The 17,150-nt window shown below is 62.8% G+C and carries 17 protein-coding genes; 7 read left to right on the top strand and 10 right to left on the bottom strand.

The annotated features are described in order from the left end of the window. Nucleotides 1-4: 4 nt before the first annotated feature. The 7 genes from HWQ56_RS26735 to choX form a co-directional block, all read right to left on the bottom strand. Nucleotides 5-1,369: an MFS transporter gene (locus HWQ56_RS26735; protein ID WP_176572146.1), complete on the bottom strand. Its 1,365-nt coding sequence runs from the start codon at nucleotides 1,367-1,369 to the stop codon at nucleotides 5-7. Between the two features lie 165 nt (nucleotides 1,370-1,534). After that, complete coding sequence (locus tag HWQ56_RS26730) at nucleotides 1,535-1,795, bottom strand: hypothetical protein (protein ID WP_158152893.1); 261 nt, start codon at nucleotides 1,793-1,795, stop codon at nucleotides 1,535-1,537. Between the two features lie 245 nt (nucleotides 1,796-2,040). Beyond that, nucleotides 2,041-2,910 (bottom strand): hypothetical protein, encoded by an 870-nt coding sequence (locus HWQ56_RS26725; RefSeq protein ID WP_158152892.1) that lies wholly within the window; start codon nucleotides 2,908-2,910, stop codon nucleotides 2,041-2,043. A 52-nt stretch (nucleotides 2,911-2,962) separates the two neighbouring features. Continuing rightward, on the bottom strand, nucleotides 2,963-3,418 hold the full coding sequence (locus HWQ56_RS26720; RefSeq protein ID WP_176572145.1) for a thioesterase family protein: 456 nt from the start codon (nucleotides 3,416-3,418) through the stop codon (nucleotides 2,963-2,965). Further along, nucleotides 3,415-4,380 (bottom strand): L-carnitine dehydrogenase, encoded by a 966-nt coding sequence (locus HWQ56_RS26715; protein ID WP_176572144.1) that lies wholly within the window; start codon nucleotides 4,378-4,380, stop codon nucleotides 3,415-3,417. Before HWQ56_RS26715 ends, HWQ56_RS26720 begins: the two co-directional genes overlap by 4 nt. A gap of 9 nt (nucleotides 4,381-4,389) precedes the next feature. Beyond that, the gene (gene cdhC / locus HWQ56_RS26710) at nucleotides 4,390-5,277 is read right to left on the bottom strand and encodes a 3-dehydrocarnitine:acetyl-CoA trimethylamine transferase CdhC (protein ID WP_158152889.1); all 888 of its coding nucleotides are present in this window, start codon (nucleotides 5,275-5,277) and stop codon (nucleotides 4,390-4,392) included. A 77-nt stretch (nucleotides 5,278-5,354) separates the two neighbouring features. Further along, nucleotides 5,355-6,299, bottom strand: a complete 945-nt coding sequence (choX, locus tag HWQ56_RS26705) for a choline ABC transporter substrate-binding protein (protein WP_158152888.1) — start codon at nucleotides 6,297-6,299, stop codon at nucleotides 5,355-5,357. Nucleotides 6,300-6,464: 165 nt separating this feature from the next. On the opposite strand from choX, the gene HWQ56_RS26700 reads away from it, so the two are divergent. Then, nucleotides 6,465-7,427, top strand: a complete 963-nt coding sequence (locus HWQ56_RS26700) for a GlxA family transcriptional regulator (protein WP_176572143.1) — start codon at nucleotides 6,465-6,467, stop codon at nucleotides 7,425-7,427. A 9-nt stretch (nucleotides 7,428-7,436) separates the two neighbouring features. On the opposite strand, the gene HWQ56_RS26695 is transcribed toward HWQ56_RS26700, so the two are convergent. The 3 genes from HWQ56_RS26695 to HWQ56_RS26685 form a co-directional block, all read right to left on the bottom strand. Continuing rightward, complete coding sequence (locus HWQ56_RS26695; RefSeq protein ID WP_176572142.1) at nucleotides 7,437-7,859, bottom strand: DUF3010 family protein; 423 nt, start codon at nucleotides 7,857-7,859, stop codon at nucleotides 7,437-7,439. 23 nt (nucleotides 7,860-7,882) lie between these two features. Then, complete coding sequence (locus HWQ56_RS26690) at nucleotides 7,883-8,308, bottom strand: lysozyme inhibitor LprI family protein (RefSeq protein ID WP_158152885.1); 426 nt, start codon at nucleotides 8,306-8,308, stop codon at nucleotides 7,883-7,885. A 110-nt stretch (nucleotides 8,309-8,418) separates the two neighbouring features. Beyond that, complete coding sequence (locus HWQ56_RS26685) at nucleotides 8,419-9,189, bottom strand: hypothetical protein (RefSeq protein WP_176572141.1); 771 nt, start codon at nucleotides 9,187-9,189, stop codon at nucleotides 8,419-8,421. 262 nt (nucleotides 9,190-9,451) lie between these two features. Here HWQ56_RS26685 and HWQ56_RS26680 point away from each other — a divergent pair, with 262 nt between their 5' ends. The 6 genes from HWQ56_RS26680 (at nucleotide 9,452) to etfB (ending at nucleotide 17,146) form a co-directional block, all read left to right on the top strand. Then, on the top strand, nucleotides 9,452-10,429 hold the full coding sequence (locus HWQ56_RS26680; RefSeq protein ID WP_158152883.1) for a dipeptidase: 978 nt from the start codon (nucleotides 9,452-9,454) through the stop codon (nucleotides 10,427-10,429). A gap of 51 nt (nucleotides 10,430-10,480) precedes the next feature. Further along, entirely contained in the window at nucleotides 10,481-11,011 is a 531-nt protein-coding gene (locus HWQ56_RS26675; RefSeq protein WP_158152882.1) for a DUF5943 domain-containing protein, read from the top strand. A gap of 15 nt (nucleotides 11,012-11,026) precedes the next feature. Next, nucleotides 11,027-13,087 carry a dimethylglycine demethylation protein DgcA gene (dgcA, locus tag HWQ56_RS26670; RefSeq protein ID WP_158152881.1) on the top strand — a complete coding sequence of 687 codons (2,061 nt, stop codon included), beginning with the start codon at nucleotides 11,027-11,029 and terminating at the stop codon, nucleotides 13,085-13,087. A 114-nt stretch (nucleotides 13,088-13,201) separates the two neighbouring features. Then, complete coding sequence (gene dgcB, locus HWQ56_RS26665; protein ID WP_176572140.1) at nucleotides 13,202-15,148, top strand: dimethylglycine demethylation protein DgcB; 1,947 nt, start codon at nucleotides 13,202-13,204, stop codon at nucleotides 15,146-15,148. Continuing rightward, the gene (etfA, locus tag HWQ56_RS26660) at nucleotides 15,148-16,368 is read left to right on the top strand and encodes an electron transfer flavoprotein subunit alpha (protein ID WP_176572139.1); all 1,221 of its coding nucleotides are present in this window, start codon (nucleotides 15,148-15,150) and stop codon (nucleotides 16,366-16,368) included. The genes dgcB and etfA overlap by 1 nt, the downstream gene beginning before the upstream one ends. A 7-nt stretch (nucleotides 16,369-16,375) precedes the next feature. Continuing rightward, nucleotides 16,376-17,146, top strand: a complete 771-nt coding sequence (gene etfB, locus HWQ56_RS26655; protein WP_176572138.1) for an electron transfer flavoprotein subunit beta — start codon at nucleotides 16,376-16,378, stop codon at nucleotides 17,144-17,146. Nucleotides 17,147-17,150: the final 4 nt, after the last annotated feature.

The raw sequence follows: 17,150 nt of genomic DNA, 5'->3' as shown, positions 1-17,150 counted from the left end.
TCACTCATCGGGCAGGTGCTTCAAGCAGGCGCGGGGCAGGCTTGAGCGGTGGAGTCACTACGGCATTGCGGTGGTTGACGATGGCCAGCGCGGCGAACAGCGCTGGCACCGACAACACGATGAAGATACTGGTGGTACCAGGGAACGCACCCAGCAGCAGGCCGCCCATGGACGAGCTGATGATAGCGCCGCTACGGCCAATGCCATGCATCCAGCTGACCCCCGTGGCGCGCATGTCGGTGGGGTAGAAGGTGGGCGAGAAGGCTTGCAGGCCGGTTTGCGCACCGTTCACGCACAGGCCGCTGACGAACACCAGCATGCCCAGGACCGCTGGCCCAAACCCGAAGATGCCCTCGGCCAGCAGGCAGCACATGCCCAGCAGATAGAACAGGCCGATGACCTTCTTGCGCGCCTGGAAATGGTCCATCAGGCTGCCCACCAGCAGGCCACCCAGGGTGCCGCCCAGCTGAAACAAGCCGGCGGTGACCGCGGCTTTTTCCAGGCTCAGCCCACTGGTGCGCATGATGGTCGGCAGCCAGCCGTTGAGCAGGTAAATCACGAACAGCCCCATGAAATAGGTCAGCCACAGCATCAAGGTGCCTTGGGCGTAGCCTTTGGAAAACAGCTTGAGGACCTGGGCCTTGTTGTCGATGGCCGGGGTCTTGAGCACGAAGCGCGTGCCGTGGGCGAAGGTACCGCCCATATGGGCGAGGACCCCAGCAATACTGCCTTGGGCATGGTTGCGAACCACCATGTACAGCGCCGACTCGGGCAGCAGCCAGACAAGTATCGGCAGTGTCAGCAGTGGACCAAGCCCCCCCACCAGCAAAACCGCCTTCCAGCCACCGTGTGGCAACAGCCCGGCGGCGATGAAACCGCCCGCGCCGGAGCCGATGTTGAAACCGCAGTACATCAGGGTGATCAACAGGCCGCGACGGCGCTCGGGCATGTATTCCGACACGAGCGTCACGCAATTGGGCATCACGGCGCCCAGGCCCAATCCGGTCAGGAAGCGCAGCAACGCCATTTCATAGGGGTTGCGAGCGAACACACACAGCACGCTGAACAAACCGAAGCTGGCAATGGACACCAGCAGCACCCGCTTGCGGCCCAGGCGGTCGGAGTAGGGGCCGGCCACCAGCGCGCCCAGGGCTACGCCAAACATCGCGGCGCCGAGGATCAGGCCCATCTGGGCCGGCGCAAGGCTCCAGTCCTGGGACAGGGCAGGGGCAATGAAGCCCATGACCGCCGCATCGTAGCCATCGAACAGGATGATCAAGGAGCACAGTGCAAGCACCAGCCACTGATAGGGGGAGATGGCACGGGTGTCGATCCACGCCTTGACGTCAACGGCTGCACGCTGGTTCATGGGCATCACTCTCTTTATTTTCATCGCGCCAAGGCGCTGTAAAGAGACGGTACGACCAGTTTTACCCCAAGTCTGCCGCGAAACGGTTATGCAGGTATGTGTTCTGTTTATGCTGTGCTGATGCGAAAGCGTCTGGCCCGCCGGTTTCGGGCCAGCAGGGAAGGTTCAGCCGCGGGTTTGCTGGTACTGCGCCAGCGCCGGCAGCAACTGCTTGTCGATGGCCTGGCGCACGGCCGGCAGAATGGTGGCGCTGCCGGTAAGCAGCTGCTCGACCAGTTTGCGCAAGGCCTTCGCTCGCGCCTCGCTCAAGCCTCGCACCGCGCATTCGCAGGCCTGTTCGGCGCTGGCGCCGGCCGGCATGTCGAAGCCCAGGGCCTTGAGTTGGCCGAGCAGGTCGTCCTGGTCAATCAGATCCACGTGCATCATGAGGCGAGTCCTTTTTCCGAAGGGGCTTGGGGCGATTCTGGAAGCGCCCCGGCGGCACGGCAAGAGGCGATTGTCGGCGTGGCTGCCGTGGGCATGAGCACGTCGTTTTCAGCTAACTGACGGGCCATGGCGCGGGGCACACTGGCCGGGCTTCCAGCGTGCGGGTTTGGTCGACTTCGTTACGTTGAACGCAACACACTGTGCCCCGATCCGGATACGGCTGGATCGGGGCTTTTTTTCAGTGCTTACTTTTCATCATCCGGCAACTTGAAGCTGGCGAACTGGTATTTGGCGTTTTTCTTCAACCACCGCGCGACTTCCGTGCGCATTTCGTCATCGTAGTCATCGCGAATGAACATGGTCCGTTGCGCGGAACCGTAAATATTGATCTTGGACTTGTTCCATGAGACGAACAGCACTTTGCCTTTGTTGATCGAACTGTGGAAGTAGGAACAGGCCAACAATACCACGCAACTACCATTGGCTTTCTGCCCGGCAGGCATCATCTGGAAGTTTGCGCCTTTCGTGTTACTGCTTTGCTTTTCGAACAACCCCAGGGCTTTCTGGTCATCCTTGATGGCGCTCAGGGCGTCCTTGATGCTGGCAACCAGGATCTGGCCGGCTTTGCCTGCGCCCATAGCGGCGCCGCCCAGCAGCTTCAGGGCGACGGCATCGACTTTCACCGAGGCGTCGGTGGTGCCTCGTTCTTCAAACCCAAAGCTCTGCAGGCCAAGTCCGAGGACACCCATGACCTCGGTGTACTTTCTGTACCATTGGCGTATATCCTTTTCCTTGTCGACCTGGCGATTGGCAACGGCTTCGGCATAGCGGCCCATGTTGTTCAGGTCACGCTCGTTGGGCAGCGAAAGTTCACCCTCGAAGGTGTTGATTGCATTGCCGGCCACCACGCCACGACGTTCGGATTCCTCAGGCGCGTAGTCGTCTTCGTCTTCCAGAATTGCCCGTGTTCCTATACCGGTTTCGGCATAGTCTGGTAATGCCAATGCCTCGAAGGCCGCCAGTCGCTGGGTAATGGAAGTGTCAGTGGTAATAAGCATAATGAAGTCCTTTTCAAAAAAACACGTCCGGAAGAATGAGTCTTCAGGTGGCTTCACGATAAATATGACGGTGCACCTTGGCGAGAGGGAAAGTTTGTCACGTTCATGATCAATTCGGGTCGAGACCAATGGTTCTGCCGCAGTGGGAAGGGGCTGGCAAGTGCGTTTGTTGCTCGATGACGCTGTTCAACCGGTGCACTGTCGTGGCGTTGAAGTCGGCGGAACGGGGGCCGTTCAAATCCACGTGCAGCAGCATCTGTTCGGTCACGGCAACTGGGGCGCTTTCATCTGCGAGCATCAGGCTGTGGTGAAGGTGCAAACGCTTCCTGTCATGGGCAATGACCTGCGTGCGCACTTGCACGAGGGCATCGCGTTTTACTTCGTGCAGGTAGTTGAGGTGGCATTCCAGGGTAAACAGTGAATGCTGGTCCCTGATGGGGTCCACGCCAATTTCCGTCATGAAGGCGTCGGTGGCATAGCTGAAAATCAGCAAGTAGAAGGCATCGCGCAGGTGCCCGTTGTAGTCCACCCACTCTTCCAGCACCGGCGTTTGGTAGGTGATCATTCGCTGAACTCCATGCCATGTCTGGCCTTGGTCGCACGCACTGCTTCCAGTACTGCCAGCAGGCAGTCGTCGCGGTAGCGTTCCAGGGCGCTGATGCTGTGCCTGCCCAATTGCTCGGTGGTGCCGTCGACCACGTCATCGATCAGTTTGTCGCTCAGTTCCGGCGCGGGAAGGTAGGTCCAGGGCAGCTTCAGGGCCGGGCCGAATTGGTTCATGAAGTGGCGCATGCCAGCGTCGCCGCCCGCCAGGGTGTAGGTCAGGAAGGTGCCCATGAACGACCAGCGCAGGCCAGCGCCGAAGCGAATGGCATCGTCGATTTCACCGGTGGTGGCTACCCCGTCGTTGACCAGGTGCAAGGCTTCGCGCCACAGCGCTTCCAGTAGCCGGTCGGCGATGAAACCGGGCACTTCCTTGCGCACGTGCAGCGGGCGCATGCCCAGTGCCTGGTAGACCTTGATCGCCGCCTGCACCGCTTCGGGCGCCGTCTGCTGGCCGCCCACCACTTCCACCAGCGGCAACAGGTAAACCGGGTTGAAGGGATGGCCTACCACGCAGCGTTCCGGGTGGACAGCGCCTTCGTAGAACTCACTGGGCAGCAGGCCCGAAGTGCTGGAGCCGATCAGCGCATCGGGCTTGGCCGCCGCGCTGATCCTGGCGTGAAGCTCCAGCTTGAGGTCCAGCCGTTCGGGGGCGCTCTCCTGGATGAAGTCAGCGTTGCGCACGCAGGCCTCCACCGTGTCGACAAATTGCAGGCGTTCCCGAGACGCACCCGCTGCCAGGCCGTTTTGCACCAGGGCCGGCCAGGCGTTGGCGACGCGCTTGCGCAGCGCCGCTTCAGCGCCGGGGGCAGGGTCCCAGGCGACCACGTCCAGGCCGTGGGCCAGGGCGCGGGCAACCCAGCCGCTGCCGATGACACCGCTGCCCAGGGCGGCAAAGGTTTTGATTTCGGTGATGAAGGTCATGGCGAGTCCTCAGGTGCGACGAATCAGGTTCATCTTGGCTCGGCCTTCGGCCGGTGTGAGTACGCGAGCGCCCAGGCGGACAAGGATCTCGCTGACGCGTTCCACCAGTTGGCCGTTGGTTGCCAGTACGCCTTTTTCCAGCCACAGGTTGTCTTCCAGGCCCACGCGCACGTTGCCGCCCAGCAACACCGCTTGCGCGGCCATGGGCATTTGCATGCGGCCAATACCGAAGCCGGCCCACACCGCGTTCGCGGGCAGGTTGTCGACCATGGCTTTCATCGTGGTGGTGTCGGCCGGCGCGCCCCAGGGGATGCCCAGGCATAGCTGGAACAGCGGATCGTGCAGCAGGCCTTCCTTGATCATCTGTTTGGCGAACCACAGGTGGCCGGTGTCGAAAATTTCCAGTTCGGCCTTCACCCCCAGCTCGGTGATGCGCTTGGCTCCGGCGCGCAGTTGGGCGGGTGTTGAAACGTAAATGCTGTCGCCGTCGCCGAAGTTGAGCGTGCCGCAGTCCAGGGTGCATATTTCCGGCAACAGTTCTTCCACGTGGGCCAGGCGGGTCAGAGGACCAACCAGGTCGGTACCGGGCCCAAACTCCATGGGGGTTTCGCCGGAGCCGATTTCCAGGTCGCCGCCCATGCCAGCGGTGAGGTTGACGATGATGTCGATGTCGGCCTCGCGAATGCGCGCCATCACTTCCCGGTACAGCGCCACATCTCGGCTGAATCTGCCGGTGTGCGGGTCGCGAACGTGGCAGTGCACAACAGTGGCGCCGGCCTTGGCGGCTTCCACCGCGGCGGCGGCGATCTGCTTGGGGGTGATGGGTACCAGGTGGCTCTTGCCGGTGGTGTCGCCGGCACCGGTGAGGGCGCAGGTGATAATGACGTCGTGGTTCATGCTATCTCCTTTATGGCAGGCGCACGCCTCCCGGTGAAGCCGGCGAGCCGGCCCCACCAGGGCGTAAACGGGATCAGTCAGGGGGTAGAGGTGAGTTGCAAATTCTGTTCGGCCGGCTTGCCGTCGAAGGTGGTCACACCGGCCAGCCAGCGTTTCCGGTCTTCGGGGTGCGCCTGGAGCCAGGCCTTGGCTGAGGCCAAGGCGTCCTTGTGGTCCAGCAGCGGCTGCATCATGCGGCTCTCGTCGGCGGCGCTGAAGGTCAGGTTGGTGAGCAATTTGCCGACATTGGGGCAACGGCTGGCATAGTCCGGCGCAGTGACCGTCCACACCGTGGCCATGCCTTCGTTCGGGCCTAGCGCGTCCTGGCTACCGCTGAGGTAGGTCATCTTCAGGTTCACGTTCATGGGGTGCGGCGCCCAGCCGAAGAACACAATGGCCTCATTGCGCTGGGTCGCGCGGGTCACGGCCGACAGCATGCCCGCCTCACTGGACTCCACCAGTTGGAAGTCGCCGAGGCCGAACTGGTTCTTGGCGATCATGTCCTTGATCTGCTTGTTGGCACCCGAGCCAGGCTCGATGCCGTAGATCTTGCCCCCCAACTCCTTCTTGAATGTGGCGATGTCGCTGAATGTCTTCAGGCCTTTTTCCGCCAGGTAGGTGGGCACCGCAAGGGTAGCGCGGGCGTCCTTGAGGCTCGGTTCGGCCAGCACTTTCACCTGGTTCTGTTCCACGAAAGGGGTAATGGTCTGGGTCATCAGCGGGTTCCAGTACCCGAGGAACATATCCAGTCGCTGGTCTCGAATACCCGCGAAGATGATCTGCTGCGACGCGCTGGTCTGTTTGGTCTGGTAACCGAGGCCGTCGAGCAGTACCTGGGTCATGGCACTGGTGGCCATCACGTCGGTCCAGTTCACCACACCCAGGCGCACGTTCTTGCAGCTTTGCGGTTCGGCGGCCTGGGCGGCCGAGAGCACCGCGGTACCGGTGAGCATCAGCAGACAGCAGCTGATCAGTCTTTTCATGATGGCTCCTCAGGCGGCAGTTCTGATTGTTATGGGGGTGGCGTCTGCGCACCCTGGACCACAAGGTAGCTTGCCTCGCTTTGCAGAATTCGCACTGCGGCGACCCGCACTTGCACAGCGGCGACCTGCGGCGTATTAACGGGGCTTCACTGCACGAGAGCGGCCATGTCCCAGGACTATCACTTCCTATTGCTGCCAGGTTTTTCGGCCATCGGTTTCATCTCGGCGGTAGAGCCGCTGCGGGTGGCCAACCGCTTTCGTGGCGAGCTGTACCGCTGGCACGTCCTGAGCCTGGATGGCGGCCCGGTGCTGGCCAGCAACGGCATGTCGGTGAACGCCGATGGAGCGCTGCAAGCGCTGGCGCCGGGCGCTACCTTGCTGGTAGTGGCCGGTTTCGAACCGTTGAAGGCCAGTACGGCGGCGTTGCAGCAATGGCTGCGCCGCCTGGACCATAACGGCGTGACCCTGGGTGGCATCGACACGGGTGCTTTCATCCTGGCCCAGGCCGGCCTGCTCGACGGCCATCGGGTTACCTTGCACTGGGAGGCGCTGGAGGCGTTCAAGGAAACTTATCCACACCTGCAGGCCACCCAGGAATTGTTCGAGATCGACCGGCGGCGCATTACTTCAGCGGGAGGCACCGCTTCGATCGACCTGATGCTCGACTTGATCGCCCAGGCCCATGGCAGCGGTTTGGCCATCGAAGTCTCCGAGCAGTTCGTGGTGGGGCGCATCCGCCCCCGCCAGGATCACCAGCGCATGCAGATCGCCTCGCGCTACGGGGTCAGCAACCCGAAGCTGGTGCACGTGATTGGCGAAATGGAACAGCACACCGAGCCACCGCTCGGCACCCTGGCGCTGGCAGAAGCCGTCGGTGTCACCCGTCGACAGCTGGAGCGGCTGTTCAAATTGCACCTGAATGACACGCCCAGCGCCTTCTACCTGCGCCTGCGCCTGGAAAAAGCCCGGCAACTGCTGCGTCAGACCGGTATGAGCGTGCTGGAGGTCAGCATTGCCTGCGGCTTCGAATCCGCCTCGTACTTCACGCGCAGCTACCGGGCACGGTTCGCGCGCTGCCCCCGGGAAGAGCGGCGCAGTGGGGTACGGCATGATCCCGCCGTGCATTGAGGCTGCGGCTTATTTGCTGGCTTTGAGCAGCAGCGCGCACGCGGCCTTGTAGGCATCATGCTGGTATTTGTTCAACGTCGCGGGCAGCACCAGGTCGTGCTTCTTGGCCTGGGCGTTGAGGGTTTGCGGCGACACCAGTTGCACCTCGCAGCCGTCCAGCAATTGCAGGATGCCTTCGATCTTGAAGGTGATGGGGCCGCCGGCGAACTCACCTTTCTTGCTGCGCTTTTTGATGGCCAGATGGGTAATGCCGTTGGCGCTGACGAATTCGGCCGCCTGGCGGGCGAAAGCTTTCACCTGAGCGGCATCCTCATCGTCCTCCAGCGCCAGTTTCTTCAGGGGCAGGGCCAGGTGCTCCAGTGCGCCCCCCTGTTGGCTGGCCAGGGCGAAGATGGCTTCGCTGGCCTTGATGTCGATGCCGCAGATTTTCATGGTAAGCCTTGTCAACGAGGGGGTTACTGCTCGGGTACGTCGCCTTCATCACCCGGATTGGCCAGGGTCTGCAGGTACTCCGACCGTTCGTCGCTCTTTTGCGCGATGCAGTCGTCCTGGGCCGTGGTGAATTCCGGGGTACCGGGCTTGGCCTCGAAGGTTTCGATGGCGCAGTCGGCATCGCGGGTCTTTTCCCACTGGGCCTCGGCAGCGCCGATCAGGTCCTTCATCTTGGCCTGTTTGGCAGGTTCACCGCTGAAGTTGGTCTTGGCGCGGTCGAGCAGGTCCTTGTAGGCATCCTTGAGCTCGCTTTCGGCGGTTTTCTTGTTGTACGCCGAGCAGGCCAGGCTGGCTTTGCTGTCGTCAACGTTGTCGCAGGGGGTAGGGCCGTCTTCAGCCGCGTGGGCCCCCAGGGAAGCCAGAGCCAATACCAGTAACCAAGATTTCATGTGCGAGATCCCCGCCAAAATTGCGATAACGATGGCGGGGATTCTGGCCTAGGTGGTGGGCAATGACCAGTGGCCACCGGGTGAAAAGTTTACATCCACCTCGCTGCGGTTCACAGCCGTATTTCCTCGAACTTGCGCCGGGAGAACGTGATAAGCGCAGGCTCGACGACTTCCATCATCATTTCGAACTTCGCGGCTTCCAGTTTGAACAACATGGCCGAACCCACCAGGAATACGCCGGTAGGGGATGAGCCGAGGGTCGGCTTGTCATTGACATAAAATGCCCGTGAATACGCTGCCCCGAATTGCATCTCGTTGTCGCTGCCGAGGGAGGGCATGGGCGTGAAGACGAAACCGTGCTGGTTACCGGTTATTCTACTGTTCTTCTTTATCAGCTCGTGGGCTGCAGGGTTCTGCTCCAGTCGGGCGACCGCCTGTTTGGCTAGGGGCGCGGTGGAGTGGCAGCCGATGATTTCAGCTATCCGGCCGAGCACGTCCTCGTAAGCTGTGTTCTTGCGTAAATCTGAATTATAGATCAGCGTATTGATCCTGGTTTTCCAGCCAAGCCGCTCCAGCGTTCGCTGATAGTTCGAATTCCACACCAGGCCGGCTACCTGCCCGTTTTCGCGTGCGATCAGGTAGGCCAAATGCATGGCCATCGACATACCGCGCACCTGCTCGTCACTCAATCCTTTTTCCGCTGCCAGGATCGAGTCCTCCAGCACCCCTGCAACGTTGCGGTGCGCCGCGCTAGGCAGGTCGAAGCGCGAACTGGCAGCGCGTGTCGCGATCCTTCCCGCAGGCTTGGGCACCAGCGATTTGAATTCCTCTGCCAGGGATTGCAACTGATCTCGATAAATCGCTTTTTCATGCGCGTTCATTGATGGCTCCTGTCGTGAACGGAGCCGCCCATCCTGGGCGGCCTCACCTAACCTAAGCGGCGAGCTATACAGCTGCAAAAGGGTAAGGCCTCCAGGACTGCCTTCCGTCCTGCCTCGCAGGCAGGGCAAATCCGCCCGTTGACGCTTTCAGCGATTCCCCTGTCGTTTTTGCATCCGGACGCTTTGGCGCGCAGGCATATGCTGGCTCCAAAGCGCCGGCACACGATTCGGCGCGCGTCTTGAACCAAGAGGGGACAGCCTGATGAGCCCAGCCGAATTGCACGCCGACAGCATCGTTATCGACGGGCTGATCATTGCCAAGTGGAACCGCGAGCTGTTCGAGGACATGCGCAAGGGCGGCCTGACCATGGCCAACTGCACGGTCTCGGTGTGGGAAGGCTTTCAGGCCACGGTGGACAGCATCTGCAAAAGCCAGAAACTGATGCGGGAAAACAGTGACCTGGTCATGCCCGTGCGCAGCACCGCCGACATCCGCAAGGCCAAGGAACTGGGCAAGACCGGCATCCTGTTCGGCTTCCAGAACGCCCACGCCTACGAAGACCAGATCGGCTACGTGGAGGTGTTCAAGCAACTGGGCGTGGGCATCGTGCAGATGTGCTACAACACCCAGAACCTGGTGGGTACTGGCTGCTATGAGCGCGACGGCGGCCTGTCGGGTTTCGGCCGCGAAATCGTCGCCGAGATGAACCGCGTGGGCGTCATGTGCGACCTGTCCCACGTCGGTTCCAAGACGTCCGAGGAAGTGATTCTCGAATCGAAGAAACCGGTGTGCTACTCCCACTGCCTGCCCTCGGGCCTGAAGGAACACCCGCGCAACAAGTCCGATGAAGAGCTGAAGTTCATCGCTGACCACGGCGGCTTCGTTGGCGTGACCATGTTCGCGCCGTTCCTGGCCAAGGGCATCGACTCCACCATTGATGACTACGCCGAAGCCATCGAATACACCATGAACATCGTCGGCGAAGATGCCATCGGCATCGGCACCGACTTCACCCAGGGCCATGGCCAGGAATTCTTCGAATACCTGACCCACGACAAGGGCTACGCCCGGCGCCTGACCAACTTCGGCAAGATCATCAACCCGCTGGGCATCCGCACCGTGGGCGAATTCCCGAACCTGACCGAAACCCTGCTCAAGCGCGGCCACAGCGAGCGTGTGGTGCGCAAGATCATGGGCGAAAACTGGGTCAACGTTCTGAAGGATGTGTGGGGCGAGTAACGCCTTAACCCGCCTCATCACCTCATTTCAATTTTCTGGAGTTAAGTTTCCATGGCCAAGATCGCCCCGCAATTGCCTATCGAAGTCGACAGCGAGACCGGTGTCTGGACCTCCGATGCCCTGCCAATGCTGTACGTGCCGCGGCATTTCTTCGTCAATAACCACATGGGCATCGAGGAAGTGCTCGGTGCCGACGCCTATGCCGAGATTCTCTACAAGGCCGGCTACAAATCCGCCTGGCACTGGTGCGAGAAGGAAGCCGAGTGCCATGGCCTGGAAGGCGTGGCGGTGTTCGAGCACTACATGAAACGCCTGTCCCAGCGCGGCTGGGGCCTGTTCAAGATCCAGGACATCGACCTCGACAAGGGCACCGCCAGCGTGAAGCTGGAGCATTCGTGCTTCGTGTACGTGTACGGCAAGGTCGGGCGCAAGGTCGACTACATGTTCACCGGCTGGTTCGCCGGTGCCATGGACCAGATCCTGGCCGCCCGAGGCAGCAAGATCCGCACCGTGGCCGAACAGGTCTACAGCGGGTCGGAAGAAGGCCACGAAGATGGCCTGTTCACCGTCAAGCCGTTGTAAGTCGAGGAAACCGTCATGGCTTTCGAAGCGATGTTCCAGCCGATCCAGATCGGCAAGTTGACGATCCGCAACCGCGTGCTCAGCACCGCGCACGCCGAGGTCTACGCCACCGACGGCGGCATGACCACCGATCGCTATGTCAAATACTACGAAGAGAAAGCCAAGGGCGGTATTGGCCTGGCGATCTGCGGCGGTTCTTCCAGCGTGGCCATCGACAGCCCCCAGGGCTGGTGGAAATCGGTGAACCTGGCCACCGACAAGATCATCCCGCACTTCCAGAACCTGGCCGACGCCATGCACAAGCATGGCGCCAAGATCATGATCCAGATTACCCACATGGGCCGCCGCTCGCGCTGGGACGGCGAACACTGGCCCACCCTGATGTCGCCTTCGGGCATCCGCGAGCCGGTGCACCGGGCTACCTGCAAGACCATCGAGCCGGAAGAGATCTGGCGGGTGATCGGTAACTACGCCAGCGCTGCGGCGCGAGCCAAGGCCGGCGGCCTGGACGGCGTGGAATTGTCCGCCGTGCACCAGCACATGATCGACCAGTTCTGGAGCCCGCGGGTCAACAAGCGCACCGACGAATGGGGTGGCAGCTTCGAGAACCGCATGCGCTTCGGCCTGGAAGTGATCAAGGCGGTGCGCAAGGAAGTCGGCCCTGACTTCTGCGTGGGCCTGCGTATCTGCGGTGACGAATTCCACCCCGATGGCCTCAGCCACGAAGACATGAAGCAGATCGCCAAGTACTACGACGACACCGGCATGATCGACTTCATCGGCGTGGTGGGCTCAGGTTGCGATACCCACAACACCCTGGCCAACGTCATTCCGAACATGAGTTACCCACCGGAGCCTTTCCTGCACCTGGCGGCCGGTATCAAGGAAGTGGTCAAGGCCCCTGTGCTGCACGCGCAGAACATCAAGGACCCGAACCAGGCCACGCGCATTCTGGAAGGCGGCTACGTGGACATGGTGGGCATGACCCGTGCGCACATCGCCGACCCGCACCTGATCGCCAAGATCAAGATGGGCCAGGTGGACCAGATTAAACAGTGCGTGGGCGCCAACTACTGCATCGACCGGCAGTACCAGGGGCTGGACGTGCTGTGCATCCAGAACGCCGCGACCTCCCGTGAATACATGGGCGTGCCGCACATCATCGAGAAATCCACCGGACCCAAGCGCAAGGTGGTGATCGTCGGCGCGGGCCCGGCGGGCATGGAAGCAGCGCGGGTCTCGGCCGAGCGCGGCCACGACGTGACGCTGTTCGAGAAGAAGGAATTCATCGGCGGGCAGATCACCACGGCGTCGAAAGCGCCGCAGCGTGACCAGATCGCCGGTATTACCCGCTGGTTCCAGCTGGAGTTGGCGCGTCTGAAGGTCGACCTGCGCCTGGGCACCGCCGCCGACGCGGCGACCATCATGGACCTGCGCCCTGACGTAGTCGTGCTGGCCGTGGGCGGGCACCCGTTCCTGGAGCAGAACGAGCATTGGGGCGCCGAAGAAGGCCTGGTAGTCAGCAGCTGGGACGTGCTGGACGGCAAGGTAGCGCCCGGCAAAAACGTGCTGGTGTACGACACCATCTGCGAATTCACCGGCATGTCGGTGGCCGACTTCCTGGCCGACAAAGGCGCCCAGGTGGAAATCGTCACGGATGACATCAAGCCCGGCGTGGCCATTGGTGGTACGTCGTTCCCCACCTACTACCGCAGCATGTACCCCAAGGAAGTGATCATGACCGGCGACCTGATGCTGGAGAAGGTCTACCGCGAGGGTGACAAGCTGGTGGCGGTGTTGGAGAACGAATACACCGGTGCCAAGGAAGAGCGGGTGGTGGACCAGGTGGTGGTGGAGAACGGCGTGAGGCCGGACGAAAAGCTGTACTACGAGCTCAAGCAGGACTCGCGCAACAAGGGCCAGATGGACATCGAAGCCTTGTTCGCCATCCAGCCGCAGCCTTCGTTGAGCCAGGCTGGCGACGGCTACCTGCTGTTCCGCATCGGCGACTGCGTGGCCCAGCGTAACACCCATGCCGCGATCTATGACGCTTTGCGCCTGTGCAAGGACTTCTGAGGCCCAGCCCCAAGCTGCAGGCTCAACGCGGCAAGTGAACGCGACGGTGATCGGGTCTGGATCGTCGCTTGCAACTTACGGCTTGTGGCTTGCAGCTATCACCCAGGTGATTTCATGCTGAACACTATCCTCTCCATCCTGCTATTCGCCGCCTTGGCCCTGGGCATTCTCGGCGCCCTGCGCCGGGTGCGCCTGTGGCGCAACGGCCGCGCCTCGCCCGTGGACCTGCTCGGCGGCCTGCTGGCCATGCCGCGCCGCTACATGGTCGACCTGCACCATGTGGTGGCCCGCGACAGGTACATCGCCAATACCCACGTGGCCACCGCCGGTGGCGCGGTGCTGTCCATCGTCCTGGCGATTCTGGTACACGGCTTCGGGCTGCATGACCGTATCCTCGGCTACGCACTGTTGTTGGCCACCGTGGTGATGTTCGTCGGCGCGGTGTTCGTCTTCAAGCGCCGTCTCAACCCGCCTTCGCGCCTGTCGAAAGGCCCGTGGATGCGCCTGCCGAAAAGCCTGCTGGCATTCTCGGCCAGCTTCTTCCTGCTGACCCTGCCCGTGGCCGGCATCCTGCCCGCTGATTTTGGCGGCTGGGTACTGGCGGTGATTCTCGCCGTGGGCGTGCTGTGGGGCGTGTCCGAGCTGTTCCTCGGCATGACCTGGGGCGGCCCGATGAAACACGCCTTCGCCGGGGCCCTGCACCTGGCGTGGCACCGCCGCCCAGAGCGCTTCGGCGGCGGCCGTTCCACCGGCCTCAAGCCGTTGGACCTGGCTGACCCCAGCGCGCCACTGGGGGTGGAAAAGCCCAAAGACTTCACCTGGAACCAGTTGCTGGGCTTCGACGCCTGCGTCCAGTGCGGCAAATGCGAAGCGGCGTGCCCGGCCTTCGCCGCCGGCCAGCCGCTGAACCCCAAAAAGCTGATCCAGGACATGGTGGTGGGCCTGGCCGGCGGTACCGATGCCTCGTTCGCTGGTAGCCCGTACCCCGGCAAGCCCGTGGGCGAACATGGCGGCAATCCGCACCAGCCCATCGTCAATGGCCTGGTGGACGCCGAAACCCTGTGGTCGTGCACCACCTGCCGCGCCTGCGTGGAAGAGTGCCCGATGATGATCGAGCACGTGGACGCCATCGTCGACATGCGCCGCCACCTCACCCTGGAAAAGGGGGCTACCCCCAACAAGGGCGCCGAGGTGCTGGATAACCTGATCGCCACCGACAACCCGGGCGGCTTCAACCCCGGCGGGCGAATGAACTGGGCTGCCGACCTCAATCTCAACCTGATGAGCGAGAAAAAGACCGCCGACGTGTTGTTCTGGGTCGGTGACGGTGCCTTCGACATGCGTAACCAGCGCACCCTTCGCGCCTTCGTCAAAGTGCTCAAGGCCGCCAAGTTGGACTTCGCCGTGCTGGGCCTGGAAGAGCGCGACAGCGGCGACGTAGCTCGGCGCCTGGGGGATGAAGCCACTTTCCAGACGCTGGCCAGGCGCAACATCCAGACCTTGGGCAAATACAGCTTCAGCCGCATCGTCACCTGCGACCCGCACAGCTTCCACGTGCTCAAGAACGAATACGGCGCCTTCAATGGCCACTACCATGTGCAGCACCACAGCACCTTCATGGCCGAACTGGTGACGGCTGGCAAGCTCAACCTGGGCCAGCACAAGGGTGGCAGTGTTACCTACCACGACCCTTGCTACCTGGGCCGCTACAACGGCGAATACCAGGCCCCCCGCGACGTGCTCAAGGCCTTGGGCATCGAGGTGCGCGAGATGCAGCGCTCCGGCTTCCGTTCCCGTTGCTGCGGGGGCGGTGGCGGTGCGCCGATCACCGACATCCCCGGCAAGCAGCGTATTCCCGACATGCGCATGGACGACATCCGCGAGACTCAGGCCGAACTGGTGGCCGTCGGTTGTCCGCAATGCACCGCCATGCTCGAAGGCGTGGTTGAACCTCGCCCCCTGATCAAGGACATCGCCGAACTGGTGGCCGATGCGCTGGTGGAGGAAGTCGTGGTGGTAAAGCCAGCACCGGTTAAACGTATCCCTGCGGAGGTGCATTGATGAGCGATATTATCCGCCGCGACCCGCGGGCCGAGTGGATCGCCCGTAACCGCCTGCATCCATTGCACGCGGCCATGCAGCCCGCCCAGGCGTCCTGGATGGGCCCCCAGGGGGTGATCCGCAAGAATCCCCATGCCGTGGGCTTCATCGGACCCAATGGCGTCAAGCGTATCGACCGCAGTGGCGCCCAGCAGGGCGGCGCCGGCAAGCGCAGCGCTGCTGCTGAAGTGTTGCTGCCGTTGCACCAGGTGGTGGCCCCGGCGTTCTACATCGCCGTGGTACCCGACATGGTCGGCGGCCGCCTCGGCAGCCACGACCGGGACCTGCTTGGCTTGGCCCATCAACTGGCCGGCAACGACGGCGCGGTGTTGGCCATTGTCTTTGGCGAACACAAGGAAAGCGGGTTTTCCACAGCCGGCGTCGACCGTCTGTTGGTGATCGCCGGCAGTGAATACGACGGCTATGCCCCCGAGCAGCGCGTGCAGGGCCTGCGGGCTGTGGATAACCAGTTCACCCCTCGCCACTGGCTGCTACCCGACAGCCGCAGCGGCGGCGGCGAACTTGGTCGCCGCCTGGGCGCCAGCCTCGGCGAGCGCCCGGCGACGCGCATCTGGCAAGTCAGGGATGGTACCTGTGTTGGCCGTGCTGGCGCCGGCCAGCACGACATCAGCCGCGCTGTGCCGCGCTTGATCCTGGCCGCCGCCGAGTGCGCCGAACCCGTGGATGAAACCCGTCACGAAGCCCTGCCGGTGGAATTGTCCACCACCGTGGCCCGCTCCCTGCCACGCATCGAGGACTTGGGCGCGGTAGCCGTGGACCCGGCCGCCATCCCCATGGCCGAGGCCGAGTTCATCTTTTCCGGCGGCAACGGCGTCAAGGACTGGCCCCTGTTCCACCGCACCGCTGCCGCCCTGGGCGCTACCGAAGGCGCGTCGCGGGTGGCCGTGGATGATGGCTTCATGACCCGCGACCGCCAGGTGGGTGCCAGCGGCACCTGGGTGACCGCGCGGGTGTACGTGGCCGTGGGCATTTCCGGGGCTATCCAGCACCTGCAGGGTATCGGCGCCTGCGACAAGGTCATCGCCATCAACCTGGACCCTGGTTGCGACATGATCAAGCGCGCCGACCTGTCGGTGATCGGCGACAGCGCCGAACTGCTCGAGGCCCTGATCGACGCGGTCGCGGCCTACCGTAACGAAGCCAAGCGCGATGCCGCCTGAGGTGCACATGAACATGAAAGTCGTCAGCCTGGTGTCCATCGGCGCCCACCCCACCTCTGGCCGCAGCCGCCGCGCCGAACAGGATTCGCGCGCCGTCGAGCTGGGCCTGCAACTGGCTGGGGATAACTTGCAGGTCGTGCACGCCGGCGACGTTCGCGAACCCGCCCTGCGCGCCTACCTGGGCATGGGCCTGGACCAGATGGACGTCATCGAGCAAACCCCCGGCAGCGACGTGGTACCCGCCTTGGCCGACTTCCTCCATGACGTCGGTGCCCAACTGGTGCTCACCGGTAGCCAGGCAGAAACCGGTGAAGGGTCGGGCATGCTGCCTTTCCTGCTGGCCGAACGCCTGGGTTGGCCACTGGTGACTGGCCTTGCCGAAGTGGAGTCGGTCAGCAATGGCGTCGCCCAGGTCCTGCAAGCCCTGCCACGCGGTCAGCGTCGCCGCCTCAAGGTGCGCTTGCCGCTGCTGGCCACCGTCGACAACGCCGCGCCCAAAGCTCGGCAAAGCGCCTACGGCCCAGCCCAGCGCGGCCAGTTCCAGGTGGACAAGGTAGAGATCGTGATCGACGACTTATACACAGGCGCCGAACTGACCCCCGCCAAGCCCCGGCCCAAGCGGTTGAAAGTGATCAAGGCCAAGAGCGGTGCCGACCGCATGAAAGCAGCCACGGCAAAGGCCAGCGGTGGCGGCGGGCAGGTGCTCAAGGGTGTGAGTGCGCAGGAGGGGGCGCAGGCGATTCTCAAGGTGTTGGTGGAGGAGGGGGTGGTGCGCTAAGCAC

The organism is Pseudomonas eucalypticola (assembly GCF_013374995.1).
Classification (GTDB): Bacteria; Pseudomonadota; Gammaproteobacteria; order Pseudomonadales; family Pseudomonadaceae; genus Aquipseudomonas; species Aquipseudomonas eucalypticola.
The sequence above is the reverse complement of the archived record's forward strand: the minus strand, read 5'-3'. Positions and strand labels throughout refer to the sequence as shown.